We start from the raw sequence: 16,003 nt of genomic DNA, 5'->3' as shown, positions 1-16,003 counted from the left end.
AGAAGATCAAGGGCGCACAACCGAACCCGCGGCAGTTGATCAGGCAGTGTCCGATCCTTGGGTCTGACACTGGTTTACCGGTTTTCAGGGCTGCACAAGATAGCGCCGCGCAGTACTGACAATCTGCTCATTGAGGGCATGCGTGAACGGCGTATCCAGTTCCCAGGCATGCCAGTCCAGCTCCACATCGATATAGCGCCCCGGCAGCAGGTCAACCAGCGCGCCTTGCGCCAACGCCTGCGCCGCCTGCAGGTAAGGCAGCAGGCCATAAGCCATCCCGCCGAATACGGTATCGTTAAAGGCCGTCGACAGCGGCAAGGTGTGATGCGGGAACGGCCGCACATACCCTGCCTCGCGCGCCAGGAAGCGTGCCATCAGGTCGCGATCTTGCACCACCGCAGGCGCCAGCGCCAAAGCCTCTACGCTGAACCCATCGCCGAACCAGTGCCCCGCGAAGGATGGCGCAGCCACGCACACATACCGGATGGCGCCAAGCGGGGTGGCGGAAGAACCGGCAGCGGCAGGGGCAGGCACCTCGGCGCGCGCGGCGACGCAGCCAAACACGGCTCCTTCGCGCATCAGGTGCAGCGCCACCTCGCGCTCCGCGCATTCCACGTCGAGCTGGCAGCGCGGCGGCGACAGCAAGGGACGCAGGGCCAGGGGCAGCCAGGTCGCCAGGCTGGCCGCATCGACGGCCATCGCGATTTCAGGCATGCTGGTCTCGTGGCCAAGGTCGATGTCGAGTGCTGCCTCCATCAATTTGACGTTACGGTAATGCGAGACGAGGCGCTGGCCCAGGCCGGTAGCTTCGGCGGGCGAACCGCGCACGATCAGCAGCCTGCCGACCGCGTCCTCGAGCGCCTTGATACGCTGGGATACGGCCGACTGGCTGATGCCGAGCGCATTGGCCGCTTTTTCGAAACTGCCATGGCTGGCAACGGCATCCAGCACCGCCAGCGCGCGGTAGTCCAGATTTTCCATAAGGTATGCTTAATAAAAGCGCGAAAAGATAAGTCATACTAATGCAATACCAATGCTGGAGGCAAGATGGAAACTATCGAGTGCGATGTGGCAGTGATCGGTGCCGGTACGGCCGGGCTCAGCGCTTACCGCGCGGCGCGCAACGCGGGCAAGCATGCGCTATTGATTGAAGACGGACCGCACGGCACCACCTGCGCCCGCGTCGGCTGCATGCCGAGCAAGCTGCTGATCGCCGCTGCCGAGGCGGCGCACGCGGTACGCGAGGCGCCCGGCTTCGGCATCGAGGCCGGCGGCTTGAAGGTCGATGGCAGGGCTGTCATGGCGCGCGTGCGCAGTGAGCGCGACCGCTTTGTCGGCTTCGTACTGGAGAACGTGGCCGCCATGCCGGCCGAGGACAAGCTGCATGGACGTGCGCGTTTCACCGCGCCCAACCGCCTGCAGATCGGCGCCAACCTGGAGGTGGCGGCGAAGGCGGTGGTGATCGCCACCGGTTCCCGCCCGGATATCCCTTCGGAATGGGCGGCAGCCGGCCCGCGCGTGATCAACAGCGATGCAGTGTTCGAATGGACCGACTTGCCGCGCTCCGTGGCCGTCATCGGCGCCGGCGTGATCGGCCTCGAACTGGGCCAGGCGCTGCATCGCCTCGGCGTACGCGTGGCGATCATCGCGCGCAGCAATAGCGTGGCGCAACTGAAGGACCCGCATGTGCTGGCAGCTGCCTCGCAAGCGCTGGGCGAAGAACTGGACCTCCGTTTCCGCACTGAGGTGGCAGGCATCGCGCGCAGCGGCGACGGGCTCGAACTGCGTACGCGCAGTGCCGAAGGTGAAGAGCGCATCGAGCACTTCGATTACGTGCTGGTCACCACCGGGCGCACGCCGAACGTTTCCGGCCTGGGCCTCGATCACACCGGACTGGCATTGGACAAGCACGGCGTGCCGAAATTCGACCGCTACACCATGCAATGCGGCGATAGCTGCATCTTCATCGGCGGCGACGCCAGCGCCGAAATCCCCGTATTGCCGGAAGCTGCCGACCAGGGCAAGATCGCCGGCGCCAATGCCGCCAGCTACCCCGCAGTGAGGCCCGGCCTGCGCCGCACGCCGCTTGCCATCACCTTCAGCGAGCCGCAGATTGCCACGCTGGGCAAAGGCTACAAGGAGCTATCGAACGGCCGCGAACACTTCGCGATCGGCGAGGTCAGTTTTGAAGACCAGGGACGCAGCCGCGTCATGCGCCAGAACAAAGGCATGCTGCGGGTCTATGCGGAGTATGGCAGCGGGCGCTTCCTCGGCGCCGAGATGGCGGGGCCGCGTGCGGAGCACATCGGCCACCTGCTGGCCTGGGCGCACCAGGCAAAGCTGACGGTATCGCAGATGCTGGACATGCCCTTCTACCACCCGGTAGTGGAAGAAGGCTTGCGCACCGCCTTGCGCGGCCTGGCGCTGGAGCTGCAAAAACCGCCGCCTCCGCCCAAGCCGGTGCCGAACGATTGCACGCCCGGCTGCTAGATCAGTTCAGGCTCGCATTCAGGCGGCCCTGGCTGGCCAGTTCGCGCAGCACGCGGATGGTGTCCAGGTCCGACTCCTGGTACGCGGAGCGGCGGAAATCGTCGTACATCGCGTTGGCGGCATCGGTTGCCGCGTCATGGCCGTCGTCGTACTGGAAACGCACGTACAGGCGTTCCGGCTGCGGCATCTCGATCGTCATCGTCAGGCTCGAGGCGCTGATGTCTTTTTGCGCCGGCACCTCATAGCGCACCACGTACGGCTCGTGCAGCACCACATTGTCTTCGATGACAATATCGCCATAGCGCAGGCGGCGGCTGAAACCGGCCCCGGTGCGGGCCGAGATTTCCGCCTCGTCCAGGTGCGGCACGAACAGCTTGGGCGACTCCGCGCGCAGCACCAGGCCGCGCCATAACTGCTGGTGGGTGATGGTGTCCATCAGCGGGTTGAGGAGGTCGTTCACTTCTATCAAATGTTCAAATTTCATAACACGTCTGCCTACGTTTTTTCGGGCTCTTTCCGGGGATTGATACCACTATATTCTGTACAATGCCGGGATGTCCAATGCACCCCAGTTCGGCCTTAACGGGCCCCAGAGCGAAGCCGTGCTCTATCTCGACGGCCCTGCCCTAGTACTGGCGGGGGCCGGCTCGGGCAAGACGCGCGTGATTACGCAAAAAATCACCCATATGATCGAGGATCGCGGCTATGACCCGCGCACGATCGCCGCGCTCACCTTTACCAACAAGGCAGCGCTGGAAATGCAGGAACGCGTTGGCAAAATGCTCAAGCAGCCGCGCCAGGCCAAGCTGCTGACCGTCTGCACCTTCCACTCCCTCGGCGTGCGCATCCTGCGCCAGGAATGCAACCATCTGGGGCTGAAAGACCGTTTTTCAATCATGGACAGCGACGATTGCTATTCGCTGGTCCAGGACCTGGCCATCACCACCGACAAGCACCTGATCCGCCGCATCCAGAACGATATCTCGCTGTGGAAGAACGGCCTGGTGACGCCCGAGGAAGCGCTGAAACTGGCGCAGACCGAGGATGAGGCGCAATCGGCGCGCATCTACGGCAGCTATATCGCCACCCTGGCCGCGTACCAGGCGGTGGACTTTGACGACCTGATCCGCCTGCCGGTGGAATTGTTCCGCAACCACGACACGGTGCGCGATAAATGGCAGCGCCGCCTGCGCTACCTGATGATCGACGAATACCAGGACACCAATACCTGCCAGTACGAATTGGTGAAACTGATGGTTACGGGCCTGGGCAAGAAGCCGATGTTCACCGCGGTGGGCGACGACGACCAGGCGATTTACGGCTGGCGCGGCGCGACCATGGAAAACCTGGCGCTGCTGCAGGTCGACTTCCCCGACCTGCGCCTGATCAAGCTGGAACAGAACTACCGCTCCACCACGCGCATCCTGCAGGCGGCCAATGCGGTGATCCAGAACAATCCCAAGCTGTTCGAGAAGTCGCTGTGGTCCGAACTGGGTATCGGTGAGCCGATCAAGGTGCATTCGATGCCGAACGAGGAGCAGGAAGCGGAGCAGGTCGCGATCATGATTTCGGCCGACCACTTCGAGCGCAAGAACAAGTGGGCCGATTACGCGATCCTGTACCGCGGCAACCACCAGGCGCGCGTGATCGAACAGGCATTGCGCACGCAGCGCATTCCCTACACGATCTCCGGCGGCCAGAGTTTCTTCGACAAGGCGGAAATCAAGGACATCATGGCCTACCTGCGCCTGATGGCCAATCCGGACGACGATCCTGCCTTCATCCGCGCAGCAACCACGCCGCGCCGCGGCATCGGCCAGTCCACGCTGGAAGCGCTGGGCTCCTTCTCGGGCAAGTGGCAATGCTCGCTGTTCGAAGCCGTCTTCAAGGGCGGCATCGAGGCGGTGCTCAACGACCGCCAGCTGAAGCCGCTGCAGGACTTCTGCAACTTCATCCTGGAACTGGAATCGCGCGCCACGCGCCCCGGCCCATCGGGCAGCGGCGACAATGCGGCGCAGGTGCTGGACGACCTGATGGAAGGCATGCACTACGAGCATTACCTGTACGACGCCTTCGAGGAACGTGCGGCGCAAGGCAAGTGGGACAACGTGACCGACTTCGTCAACTGGCTGAAGGATCGCGGCCGCGGCGGCAAGGACCGCGACGGCGAAGAAAAGAACGTGCTGGAGCTGACCCAGATGGTGGCACTGATGTCCATGCTGGACGGCAAGGACGAAGAGCCGGACGCGATCCGCATGTCGACGCTGCATGCGTCGAAGGGCCTGGAGTACCCGCATGTATTCCTGGTCGGGGTGGAAGAGGGCATCCTGCCGCACAAGGGCGATCCGGATGCGCCGGTGGAATTGCTGGCCCAGCGCATCGAGGAAGAGCGGCGCCTGATGTACGTGGGGATCACGCGCGCGCAGCGCACCTTGCAGCTCACCTGGTGCAAGAAGCGCAAGCGCGGCGGCGAACATATGCAATGCGACATATCGCGCTTCATCGCCGAGATGGCGCTCGATGTCGGCACTGCCCCGCCGACGGAATCGGAAATCCTGTCGCCGCGCGAACGCCTGGCGCGCATGAAGGAATTGTTGTCGGCTCCACGCGACATTAATCCGGCTTGATTAGTGCTAGCATGGGTGCTCTTCCTTATGACAGGAGGTTCCCATGTTATTTCGCATTTGCCTGCTCGCCGCCATGGCGGGCGCAGCGTCCCTGGTCAGCGCTGCGGATATGGTGACCAAGCCTGAAGCCGAGGCGATGGTAAAAAAAGCCCTGACTTACCTGAAAGCCAACGGCCGCGAAAAGACTTTTGCGGAAATCGGAAAAAAGGACGGCCAGTTCGTCGACCGCGACCTGTACCTCACTGTGTATGGCACCGACGGCGTGGTGCGTGCGCACGGCGCCAACGCCAAGATGGTCGGCAAGAACCTGATGGAACTGAAAGACGTCGACGGCAAGGCTTTCGTGAAAGAGCGCGTCGAAATGGCCAGGAAAAAAGTCCCGTTCTGGCAGGACTACAAATTCAACAATCCCGTCACCGGCAAGATCGAGCCGAAAACCATGTACTGCGTGCCGGAGGAGGACATGATTCTCTGCGGCGGCGTCTACCTGAAAGAGTAAAATGCCTGCTTTTCCATTGGCGGGAGCAGGCCGTGAGCAGCGAAGATCGTTTTGTCAATATTGAACTTAAACTGGTGCACCAGGAAGACCTGGTGGAATCGCTGAACCAGCGCGTCTACGAGCAGCAAAAGCAGATCGATATGCTGGAAGACCTGGTGCGCGCGCTGGCCGAGCGCGTGCGCACCTCCGCACTGGCCAGCCAGGCCCCGCTCAACGAGCGTCCGCCGCACTACTGATTCCTGACACTTTACGATACGCAGTGCAGCATGACTTTGCACTGCGGGGTTGCTATTATCGTGCGCCTCGAAACATTACAAAACAGGAGAGAGAATGTTCCGTCCGAAATTGCTGGTGCTCGCTGCCGGCCTGGCTGTCGCGGGTATCGCCAATGCCGCCCTGCCGGCGTCCAATCCCTTCGCAGCCGAATCCAGGCTGCCGCTGAACTACCCTGCCTTCGACAAGATCAAGAACGAAGACTACGGTCCTGCCTATGAAGAAGGCATGAAGCAGCAGGCGGCGGAAATCGCCAAGATCGCCAACAACAAGGCCGCGCCGACTTTCGACAACACCATCGTGGCGATGGAGCGTTCGGGCCGCCTGCTCGATCGCGTGAGCTCCGTGTTCGGCAACCTGTCCGGTGCCAACACCAACGACGCCTTCGAAGCGCTGAACCGCGAACTGGCGCCGAAGCTGTCCGCCCACAGCGACGCGATCCGCCTGAACGAAAAACTGTACGCCCGCATCAAGGCCCTGTACGACAAGCGCGACAAGCTGAAGCTCGATGCTGAATCCGCGCGCCTGCTGGAACGCTACCACACCGACTTCGTGCGCGCCGGCGCCAAGCTGTCGGCCGCCGACAAGGAAAAACTGAAGGCCTACAACTCGCAGCTGGCCGCCCTGTCCACCACCTTCAGCCAGAACGTGCTGAAGGAAGCCAATGCTTCGGCGCTGGTGGTCGATACCCGCGAAGAACTGGCCGGCATGTCCGACAAGGCCATCGACGCCGCCGCTGCAGCAGCCAAGGCCAAAGGCATGGACGGCAAATTCCTGATCGCCATCGCCAACACCACCGGCCAGGCGCCGCTGGAAGTGCTGACCAATCGCACCACGCGCGAACGCCTGCTGGCTACTTCGCTCGCGCGCGGCAGCCGCGGCGGCGATTTCGACAACCGCGACGTCGTGCTGAAGATCGCCAAGCTGCGCGCCGATCGCGCTGCGCTGCTGGGCTATGCCTCGCACGCGGCCTACCAGCTGGAAGACCAGACCGCACACGACACCGACGCCGTCAACAAGCTGCTGGGCGAACTGTCCAAGCCTGCCGTGAACAACGCGCGCAAGGAATCGGCCGATATCCAGGCCGTGATCGATGCGGAAAAGGGCGGCTTCGCCAACGCGGCGCAGGACTGGGCCTTCTACACCGACAAGGTGCGCCAGGCCCGCTACGCTTTCGACCAGAACCAGCTCAAGCCATACTTCGAACTCGATAACGTGCTGAAAAACGGGGTGTTCTACGCTGCGACCAGGGTGTACGGCATCACCTTCAAGGAGCGCAAGGACCTGCCGGTGTACCAGCAGGACGTACGCGTGTTCGATGTGTTCGATGCCGACGGCAAGCAGCTGGCGATCTTCCTGGGCGACTTCTACGCGCGCAGCAACAAGCGTGGCGGCGCCTGGATGAATGCCTACGTGTCGCAGTCCAAGCTGATGGGCACCAAGCCGGTGGTGGCCAACCACCTGAACATTCCCAAGCCGGCAGCCGGCGAGCCGACCTTGCTGACCTACGACGAGGCGCGCACCCTGTTCCATGAATTCGGCCATGCGCTGCACGGCATGTTCTCCGATGTGAAGTACCCGCGCTTCGCCGGTACCCGCGTGCCGCGCGACTTCGTGGAATTCCCGTCGCAGGTCAACGAAATGTGGATGGCCTGGCCGGAAATCCTGAACAACTACGCCAGGCACTACCAGACCGGTGCGCCAATGCCGAAGGAACTGCTGGACAAGGTACAGGCTTCCGCCAAGTTCAACGAAGGCTTCCGCACCACTGAATACCTGGCTGCCTCGATCCTGGACCAACGCTGGCACCAGCTGCCAGCCGACAAGATCCCGACCGACGTGCTGGGCTTCGAGTCGTCGGTGCTGAAGGACGCCGGCGTTGATTTCTCGCCGGTGCCGCCGCGCTACCGCACCACCTACTTCTCGCACGTGTTCGCGGGTGGTTACTCGGCGGGCTACTACGGCTACCTGTGGTCGGAGAAGCTGGATGCCGATACCGTTGAATGGTTCACCGAGAACGGCGGCCTGCAGCGCAGGAACGGCGACCATTTCCGCAAAGCCCTGCTGTCCAAAGGCGGCACAATGGATGCGATGCAGATGTACCGCGAATTCCGCGGCCGCGATGCCAGGATCGATCCGTTGCTGGAGCGCCGCGGTCTTAAGTAAGCTGTGTCCGCGAGCGCATGAAACCTTCCTGCGCTCGCGCGGGCCGGAGGCCGCCGGATTGAGCACATCCGTAGCTGCTCACGGCGGATGGGTGTATAAAGAGGGATCGCCACTTCACCGGGGAAAGGGATCATGGACACCAAGCTGAAGGAGACCCTGCGCCACTTGCACGCCACGCTGGCCCACCACGGTCCGGTCGATGAGGAATTGCAAAGCCTGTTGCGCCAGCTCGATGGCGACATCAAGCTGATCCTCGACCAGCCGCCGCAGCCCGAAGGCGGCACCTCCACCTACGGCCTGGCCGAACGCACTCAGGAAATCACTGCCAAGTTTGCTGCCAAACACCCGGCATTGGAGCCTACTTTGCGCGAACTTACGCGCATCCTGGGGAATATGGGAATCTAACAACAGATCAAAAGAAAGGCGGGCCGCAGCCCGCCTTCAGTATAGAACCCGGGGTTGTACCGGCTGTCCGGCCGGTCCCCGGGAGGCTGGCCTTATGGGAAGGCCAGCATGGGCGGTTCTTCACCGCCAAAGTTGAAGTCAGGATGACGTTTGGCGATCATTTCCTCGATCTCCTTCATGCGCCGCACCGGCACGTCGACCATCATCAAAACCTGACCTTGTTCAATACGCTCTGAGTACTGTTCCAGCTTCTTGTTGGGGACGGCCGCCGCATTCATGCCGCTGGCCCAGCCGCCGAACAGTGCACCGCCCAGCGTGACCAGCAAGATGGTCATGGTGCGCAGGGTCAGCCCTTCGGGTGGGAAAACGACCAGGAAGATGCCGGCACACAGCCCCACAATCGCGCCAATGGCGATCCCCAGCTTGGCGCCGTGGATCAGGTCCGTTCGCAGCAGGAAATTGCAATCTGGCATGTCGTCGGGCAGGGTGCCCTCTTTTGCCATGAAGTGGATATGCCGTTCTTCGATGCGTGCCAGCAGCAGTTCGTCCAGTTCTGCGCGGGCGGCTTTTACATTGGGAAGCATGTAGTACAGTCTGCGTCGCATGATTACGCTCCATGGAAGACGTTGTATACCCGTTATAGCAAAAATGTCACGATGTGCAATGTGTATTTACCGGAAACGCCTTGCTGGAACGTCACAAGTTACTGAAATTTAAAGGTTTTTTGTGCGCGGCGATGGGCGGAAGCCAGTGATTTCCGGTACAATGCCGGGATGAATTCCCCAGCCAATCTTTTCGCGACCGTCGCCAAGCGGTCTGCGCGTGCTTCTGCTGCGCCTTTCCTTCCCATGTCCCGCGCCGAAATGGACGCCCTGGGCTGGGACCAGTGCGACGTCATCCTGGTGACCGGCGACGCCTATATCGACCATCCAAGCTTTGGCATGGCCCTGGTCGGCCGCCTGCTGGAAGCGCAAGGCTACCGCGTCGGCATCATCGCCCAGCCTGACTGGCACAACGTGGAATCGTTCCGCGCACTGGGCAAGCCGCGCCTGTACTACGGCATCACCGCCGGCAATATGGACTCGATGGTCAACCGCTACACGGCCGACCGCAAGATCCGCTCCGACGATGCCTACACCCCGAACGCCGAGCCGAACAAGCGCCCCGACCGCGCCGTCACCGTGTACGCCCAGAAGGCGCGCGAAGCCTTTCCCGGCACGCCGGTCATCATCGGCTCCATCGAAGCCTCGCTGCGCCGCATCGCCCACTACGACTACTGGTCGGACAAGGTGCGCAAGTCGGTGCTGACCGAGTCCAAGGCCGACCTGCTGATCTTCGGCAACGCCGAACGCGCCCTGGTCGACCTGACCCGCCGCCTGGACATGGGCGAAAAGATCAAGGAAATCAAAGACCTGCGCGGTACCGCCTTCCTGGTGCCGCACGGCTGGCTGCCGTCCGGCGAATGGGCGGTGCACAATTCGAACCGCGTCGACGTGCCGGGCCGCGTCGACCCGCATCCCGATCCTTACGCCATGGCGAAGGAAGACAAGAAGGAATGCGCCACCGAGAACGCCGCGCCGGAACCGGTGGTCAAGCCGGTCATCATCATGAGCCGCGAAGAGCGCCTGGCCGCCGCCAAGGAAAAGCACAACAAGACCGTGGTGCGCCTGCCGTCGTACGAGGTGGTGAAGGAAGACCCGGTGATGTACGCCCACGCTTCGCGCGTGTTCCACCTCGAATCGAATCCTGGCAATGCGCGCGCGCTGGTGCAGCAGCACGGCGACCGCGACGTGTGGATGAACCCTCCGCCGCTGCCGCTGGCCATGGACGAAATGGACGGCGTGTACGATATGGAGTACTCGCGCGCCCCGCACCCAAGCTATGGCAACGCCAATATCCCGGCCTGGGAAATGATCCGCTTTTCGGTCAACATCATGCGCGGCTGCTTCGGCGGCTGCACCTTCTGCTCGATCACCGAGCACGAAGGCCGCATCATCCAGAGCCGTTCGGAGCCGTCGATCCTGCGCGAGATCGAACATATCCGCGACAAGACCAAGGGCTTTACCGGCATCATTTCCGACCTGGGCGGCCCGACCGCGAACATGTATCGCCTGTCCTGCAAGGAAAAGGAGATCGAGGAAACCTGCCGCCGCCTGTCCTGCGTCTACCCCTCGATCTGCGTCAACCTGGGCACCGACCACAGCAAGCTGATCCAGCTGTACCGCAAGGCGCGCGAGATCAAGGGCGTGAAGAAGATCCTGATCCAGTCCGGCCTGCGCTACGACCTGGCCGTGCGTTCGCCTGAATACGTGAAAGAACTGGTGACCCACCACGTGGGCGGCCTGCTGAAGATCGCGCCGGAGCACACCGAAAGCAATGTGCTGAGCAAGATGATGAAGCCGGGCATCGGCGCCTACGACGAATTCAAGGCGATGTTCGAGAAGTTCTCGCTGGAAGCGGGCAAGAAGCAGTACCTGATTCCCTACTTCATCGCCGCCCACCCGGGCACCAGCGACGAGGACATGCTGAACCTGGCCCTGTGGCTGAAGAAAAACAACTTCCGCCTGGACCAGGTGCAGACCTTCATGCCGACCCCGATGGCCATGGCCAGCGCCATGTACCACTCGCGCAAGAACCCGCTGCACAAAGTCACCGACACGTCGGAAACCGTGGAAACCCCGCGCACGCTGAAGCAGCGCCAGGCGCACAAGGCCTTCCTGCGCTACTACGATCCGAAGAACTGGCCGATCCTGCGCGAGACCCTGCGCCGCATGGGCCGCGGCGATTTGATCGGCGATGGCGAACGCCACCTGATCCCGCCATACCGCGTCGGCGAAGAGCACTTCAAGCCATCGCAAGGCAAGCGCGCCATGCCGACCCTGGCCCCGGGCCAGCAGAAGCGCGGCGCCGGCCTGCCTCCGCCGGCCCATATTGCGCGCGGCGGCAAGCCGAATGCCCTGACCGGTTCGATGACGGCGCGCGCCACGGTGGAAACCAAGGTCCGTCCATCCATCCTCGACACTATCAAAGTCAAAGCCAAGGCCGCCCCGGCCAAGACTGGCGGCCGCCCCGGCCGTAAGTAAGACGCTACGTGCTATCACCTGCTGCAATTCCATAGGATTTTGCAGCAGGAATGCCACACTTCGGCGCGCTGCGTGCAGCGAAGCGGATACAATCGGCTTGTAGACTCTGCCAACTTCGTATCCGGAAGAAAACGTGCCCCAATTCCTGGCTGGCCTGTTCATATTTCTGCTGCTGTCGACACCTGCACCCTGGGCGCAGGCGCAGGAACGCGTCACGCTGCAGTTGAAGCACAGCCACCAGTTCCAGTTCGCCGGCTATTACGCCGCGCTGGAAAAAGGCTATTACCGCGATGCCGGCCTCGATGTGCAAATGCTGGAAGGCAGCGACGGCAACGAACCGGAACGCGCCGTGCTCGATGGCCGCGCCCAATACGGCGTTGCCAGCAGCAGCCTGCTGCTGGCGCGCTTGTCGGGCAAGCCGCTGGTGGTGCTGGCGGTAGTGTTCCAGCATTCCCCCTATGCGCTGGCGATGCGCCAGACCGGCCCGGCGCCGGATATCCGCAGCATCGCCGGCAAACGCGTGATGATCGGCTCCCTGACCGATGAACTGACGCAGGCGGACGAAGTCATGGCCTACCTGCGCAAGGAAGGCATTGCCAACAACCAGCTGGTGCGCGTGGAGCACAGCTTCAATCCGGACGACCTGGTGAAGGGCAAGGTCGACGCCATGTCGATCTACGTGACCAATGAGCCGGACTACCTGGACCGCCTCGGTTTCCCGTACGATATCTACAGCCCGCGCGCAGCCGGCATTGATTTTTACGGCGACAACCTGTTCACCAGCGAAGCGGAAATCAAGGATCACCCGGACCGCGTGCGCGCCTTCCGCGCCGCCAGCATGCGCGGCTGGCAGTACGCCATGAGCCACCAGGAAGAAATCGTCGACCTGATCCTCAACAAGTACTCGCGCCAGCACGACCGCATGCACCTGCTGTACGAAGCGCGCCAGATGGTGCCGCTGGTGCAGCCGGTGCTGGTGGAAATCGGCTACATGAACCCGGACCGCTGGCAGCACATCGCCGATGTTTACACGGAACTGGGCATGCTGCCGAAAGGTGCGACCTGGGCCGGCTTCCTGTACAACGCCGATCCCGGCTCCGACCTGACCTGGCTGTACCGCGTGCTGGGCGTGGCGGCGGGCCTGCTGGTGCTGGGCGCCATGATCCACTTCTCCCTGCTCACGCGCGAACGCACGCGCGCCGAGGAAACCATCCGCAAGGGCGAGCAGCGCTTCCGCACCATGTTCGAAGCGGCGCCGATGGGCATTGCCCTGATCGATTCAGGCGACGGCCAGTTCCGCGATGTGAACCCGCGCTTTGCGGAAATTGCGGGGCGCTCGGCGCAAGAGATGCGCCACAGCCGCTGGCTGGAAATCTGCCATCCGGACGACGTCGCGCCGGAACAGGAAAAGATGGCGCAGTTGACGGCGCAGCAGATTGCCGGCTTCAAGATCGAGACGCGCCTGGTGCGCCCCGACGGGCGTATCGTCTGGGTGGAAGCTTCGATGAACGCGGTCGGCACGGAAAGCCAGCCGCACCACCTGTGCATGATCGAAGACATCACCGACAAGAAGGAAACCGAAGCCCTGATCTGGCAGCAAGCCAACTTCGACACGCTGACGCAGTTGCCGAACCGGCGCATGTTCCTCGATCGCCTGCAGCACGATATCCTGAAGTCGCGCCGCGACGGCACCCGCATCGCCATCCTGTTCATCGACCTTGACCACTTCAAGGAAGTCAACGACACCCTGGGCCACCACCAGGGCGACGTGCTGCTGGTGGAAGCGGCGCGCCGCATCGGCGCCTGCGTGCGCCAGTCGGACACCGTTTCGCGCCTGGGCGGCGATGAATTCACCGTGATCCTGCCGGAGCTGTCGGAAGTGGACCGGGTAGAGGACATCGCCCAGCACATCATCGACAGCCTGCGCATGCCGTTCCAGCTCGGGCAGGAGCAGGCGTTCGTCTCAGCCTCGATCGGCATCACCATCTACCCGGACGATGCCGGCAATATGGAAGACTTGCTGAAGCACGCCGACCAGGCCATGTACGCCGCCAAAGGCGCCGGGCGTAACCGCTTCAGCTACTTCACGCCGGCCTTGCAGGTCGCAGCGCTGAACCGCATGCGCCTGACCAACGACTTGCGCGGCGCTTTGAAAGGCAACCAGCTCAAGCTGTACTTCCAGCCTATCGTGCATCTCCAGACCGGCAAGATCCACAAGGCCGAAGCGCTGATCCGCTGGGAACACCCGCAGCGCGGCATGGTCAGCCCGCTGGAGTTCATCCCGCTGGCCGAATCGAGCGGCCTGATTGTCGATATCGGCGAATGGGTGTTCCGCGAATCCGCGCAGTGGGTCAAGCGCTGGCGCGAGGAGGTGCATCCTGGCTTCCAGGTCAGCCTGAACCAGTCGCCGCTGGAATTCCAGCGCGAGCGCGGCAGCTATGCCGACTGGCTGGCCCACCTGCAGCAGCTCGGTGTTCCCGGCGAAAGCATCGTGGTGGAAATCACGGAAGGCTTGCTGCTCGATGCGAACACCAGCGTCACCGACAAGCTTCTGCAACTGCGCGATGCCGGCATCCAGGTCGCGCTGGACGACTTCGGCACCGGCTATTCCTCGCTGTCCTACCTGAAGAAATTCGACATCGACTACCTGAAGATCGACCGCAGCTTCACCCGCAACCTTGCGCCCGATTCGAGCGATATGGCCTTGTCCGACGCGATCATCGTGATGGCCCACAAACTGGGCCTGAGCGTGATCGCCGAAGGCGTGGAAACCACCGAACAGCGCGACCTGCTGGCCGGCGCCGGCTGCGACTACGGCCAGGGCTACCTGTTCGCCCGCCCTTTGCCGGCCGCCGACTTCGATGCGCTGCTGCACCAGCAATCGATCCCCACCGCAGCTACCCCGCACGCCACCGCCGCATAAAACCGTGCTAGACTAGCGCCGCTTTTCCTTCCTTGAATGCGCTGCTGCAAGCGAGGACGTCTACCGCGAACGTCGCGGGTTCTCACTACGTCCCTGGCAGCCATGAACAATTACACTCGACTTCAACGGGCCTTTGCCCGTTCCGGCATCATCGTCAACTACCGCGATGGTGTCTACCAGATCCATAACGAAAAGGCGCAGGCACAGGTCCTTTTGCCGGCCAGCCTTCCCCTGGAAGAAAAGGCCGTGCGCCAGCTGCTTGAATTCGCCTCCGTGCGCAGTCATGACGATGCGCGCGGCGTGTGCAAGGCGTGCGCCACGCCCGACTTCCATCCCGGTTCGATCGCACCGGTGGGGAGCATCGTTGCGACCGACGGCGATTTCGTCATTCCCGCCGCAATCGGTACCGACATCAACTGCGGCATGCGCTTGCTGACCACCGGGCACACGCTGCAGCAGCTCGAACCGCACAAGGAGCGCCTGCTGCAGCGCCTGACGCGCAGCCTGCTCGATAACGGCCGCGACGTGCCTGCGACCACGGCAGCTTTCCGCGCCCTGTTCGACCTTGGCCCGGAGGCCTTCCTGCACCAGATACCGCGCCAGGGATTGTGGGGCGAAATGGATCACGCCCGGCTGCAGGAGGAGCTGGCGCGCTGCATTGGACTGCAAAGCTTTGCCGGCTGTGCAAGGCATGCGCCGGAAGCGTTCACCGGCCGCCGCCACGCGGTATTCCGCGACCCCAACCTCGGCACGCCCGGCGGGGGCAATCACTTTGTCGAATTGCAGGTGGTCGAAGAGGTGCTGGATCGCCATGCCGCCTATCGCGCGGGCCTGAAAGCCGGCGATGTGGTCGTCATGATCCACAGCGGCTCGCGTGATCTTGGATTCTTCGTCGGCCAGGCCTGGATGGACCGGGCCCGCGCTGAATGGCCGGCCGGCGTGCGCCATCCGGAGAGCGGCCTGTATGGACTGTCCGGGCCGCTGGCACTGGAATACCTGGAAGCGATGGGCGTGGCGGCACGCTATGCCTGGGCCAATCGCCTGGTGCTGGCGGAGCTGGTGCGGAAGGACCTGGAAGCAACCGTCGGCGCCTCCGCATCGCGGCTGGTTGTCGACGTGCCGCATAACGTTGTCCTGGCCGAGCAGGGCATGAACATCCACCGCAAGGGCGCAACGCCGGCGCACGATGGCCAGTTCGCCCTGATTCCAGGCTCCATGGGCGACAGCTCCTTCCTCGCCACAGGCTTGGGCCGTGCCGACTGGCTATGGTCGTGCAGCCACGGTGCCGGGCGGCGCCTGCGCCGGCAGGAAACGCGGGCCCAGCGCCCTGGCGGGGCAACAGGTGAGCAAGCCTGGCAATGCGTCACCTTGCGTGAAGAAAGGCGTATTGAAGAAGCACCGGATGCCTACAAGCCAATCGGTCCGGTGATCGCGGCGCAGGAGGAGGCAGGCCTGATCCAGGCGGTTGCCCGATTCCGGCCCTGGGTCACATTCAAAGCATGACGATTGGGGCATTCTTGACCCAGGTCAAAGTCAA

General features: G+C 63.0%; 12 protein-coding genes. 9 read left to right on the top strand and 3 right to left on the bottom strand.

The window, feature by feature from the left end:
• Positions 1 to 84 precede the first annotated feature (84 nt).
• Complete coding sequence (locus tag ASD07_RS28710) at positions 85 to 981, bottom strand: ArgP/LysG family DNA-binding transcriptional regulator (RefSeq protein WP_055938927.1); 897 nt, start codon at positions 979 to 981, stop codon at positions 85 to 87.
• A 66-nt stretch (positions 982 to 1,047) separates the two neighbouring features.
• On the opposite strand from ASD07_RS28710, the gene ASD07_RS28705 reads away from it, so the two are divergent.
• The gene (locus ASD07_RS28705; RefSeq protein ID WP_055938924.1) at positions 1,048 to 2,490 is read left to right on the top strand and encodes a dihydrolipoyl dehydrogenase; all 1,443 of its coding nucleotides are present in this window, start codon (positions 1,048 to 1,050) and stop codon (positions 2,488 to 2,490) included.
• A 1-nt stretch (position 2,491) separates the two neighbouring features.
• Here ASD07_RS28705 and ASD07_RS28700 read toward each other — a convergent pair whose 3' ends face one another.
• Positions 2,492 to 2,974: an SRPBCC family protein gene (locus ASD07_RS28700; RefSeq protein ID WP_055938921.1), complete on the bottom strand. Its 483-nt coding sequence runs from the start codon at positions 2,972 to 2,974 to the stop codon at positions 2,492 to 2,494.
• Between the two features lie 70 nt (positions 2,975 to 3,044).
• Between ASD07_RS28700 and ASD07_RS28695 the strand changes: the two genes are divergently transcribed.
• From ASD07_RS28695 to ASD07_RS28675, 5 genes are all read left to right on the top strand, one after another.
• Complete coding sequence (locus ASD07_RS28695) at positions 3,045 to 5,117, top strand: UvrD-helicase domain-containing protein (RefSeq protein WP_055938918.1); 2,073 nt, start codon at positions 3,045 to 3,047, stop codon at positions 5,115 to 5,117.
• Positions 5,118 to 5,160: 43 nt separating this feature from the next.
• On the top strand, positions 5,161 to 5,616 hold the full coding sequence (locus ASD07_RS28690; RefSeq protein WP_055938915.1) for a cache domain-containing protein: 456 nt from the start codon (positions 5,161 to 5,163) through the stop codon (positions 5,614 to 5,616).
• A gap of 32 nt (positions 5,617 to 5,648) precedes the next feature.
• Positions 5,649 to 5,852, top strand: a complete 204-nt coding sequence (locus ASD07_RS28685; protein WP_055938912.1) for a SlyX family protein — start codon at positions 5,649 to 5,651, stop codon at positions 5,850 to 5,852.
• A 94-nt stretch (positions 5,853 to 5,946) separates the two neighbouring features.
• Positions 5,947 to 8,055 (top strand): M3 family metallopeptidase, encoded by a 2,109-nt coding sequence (locus ASD07_RS28680; protein ID WP_055938909.1) that lies wholly within the window; start codon positions 5,947 to 5,949, stop codon positions 8,053 to 8,055.
• A gap of 132 nt (positions 8,056 to 8,187) precedes the next feature.
• On the top strand, positions 8,188 to 8,460 hold the full coding sequence (locus ASD07_RS28675; protein WP_055938906.1) for a DUF4404 family protein: 273 nt from the start codon (positions 8,188 to 8,190) through the stop codon (positions 8,458 to 8,460).
• A gap of 92 nt (positions 8,461 to 8,552) precedes the next feature.
• Here the strand turns inward: ASD07_RS28675 and ASD07_RS28670 are convergent, their stop codons facing one another.
• Positions 8,553 to 9,065 carry a DUF1269 domain-containing protein gene (locus tag ASD07_RS28670; RefSeq protein WP_229207322.1) on the bottom strand — a complete coding sequence of 171 codons (513 nt, stop codon included), beginning with the start codon at positions 9,063 to 9,065 and terminating at the stop codon, positions 8,553 to 8,555.
• 243 nt (positions 9,066 to 9,308) lie between these two features.
• Between ASD07_RS28670 and ASD07_RS28665 the strand changes: the two genes are divergently transcribed.
• The 3 genes from ASD07_RS28665 (at position 9,309) to ASD07_RS28655 (ending at position 15,969) form a co-directional block, all read left to right on the top strand.
• On the top strand, positions 9,309 to 11,543 hold the full coding sequence (locus ASD07_RS28665) for a YgiQ family radical SAM protein (RefSeq protein ID WP_055938900.1): 2,235 nt from the start codon (positions 9,309 to 9,311) through the stop codon (positions 11,541 to 11,543).
• A 133-nt stretch (positions 11,544 to 11,676) separates the two neighbouring features.
• Positions 11,677 to 14,466 (top strand): EAL domain-containing protein, encoded by a 2,790-nt coding sequence (locus ASD07_RS28660; protein ID WP_055938897.1) that lies wholly within the window; start codon positions 11,677 to 11,679, stop codon positions 14,464 to 14,466.
• A 102-nt stretch (positions 14,467 to 14,568) separates the two neighbouring features.
• A complete protein-coding gene (locus ASD07_RS28655; RefSeq protein WP_055938894.1) occupies positions 14,569 to 15,969 on the top strand; it encodes an RtcB family protein in 1,401 nt (466 codons plus the stop codon).
• Positions 15,970 to 16,003 lie beyond the last annotated feature (34 nt).

The organism is Duganella sp. Root336D2 (genome assembly GCF_001425005.1).
GTDB lineage: Bacteria > Pseudomonadota > Gammaproteobacteria > Burkholderiales > Burkholderiaceae_D > Rugamonas.
This window is presented reverse-complemented; position numbering and strand designations above follow the sequence as displayed.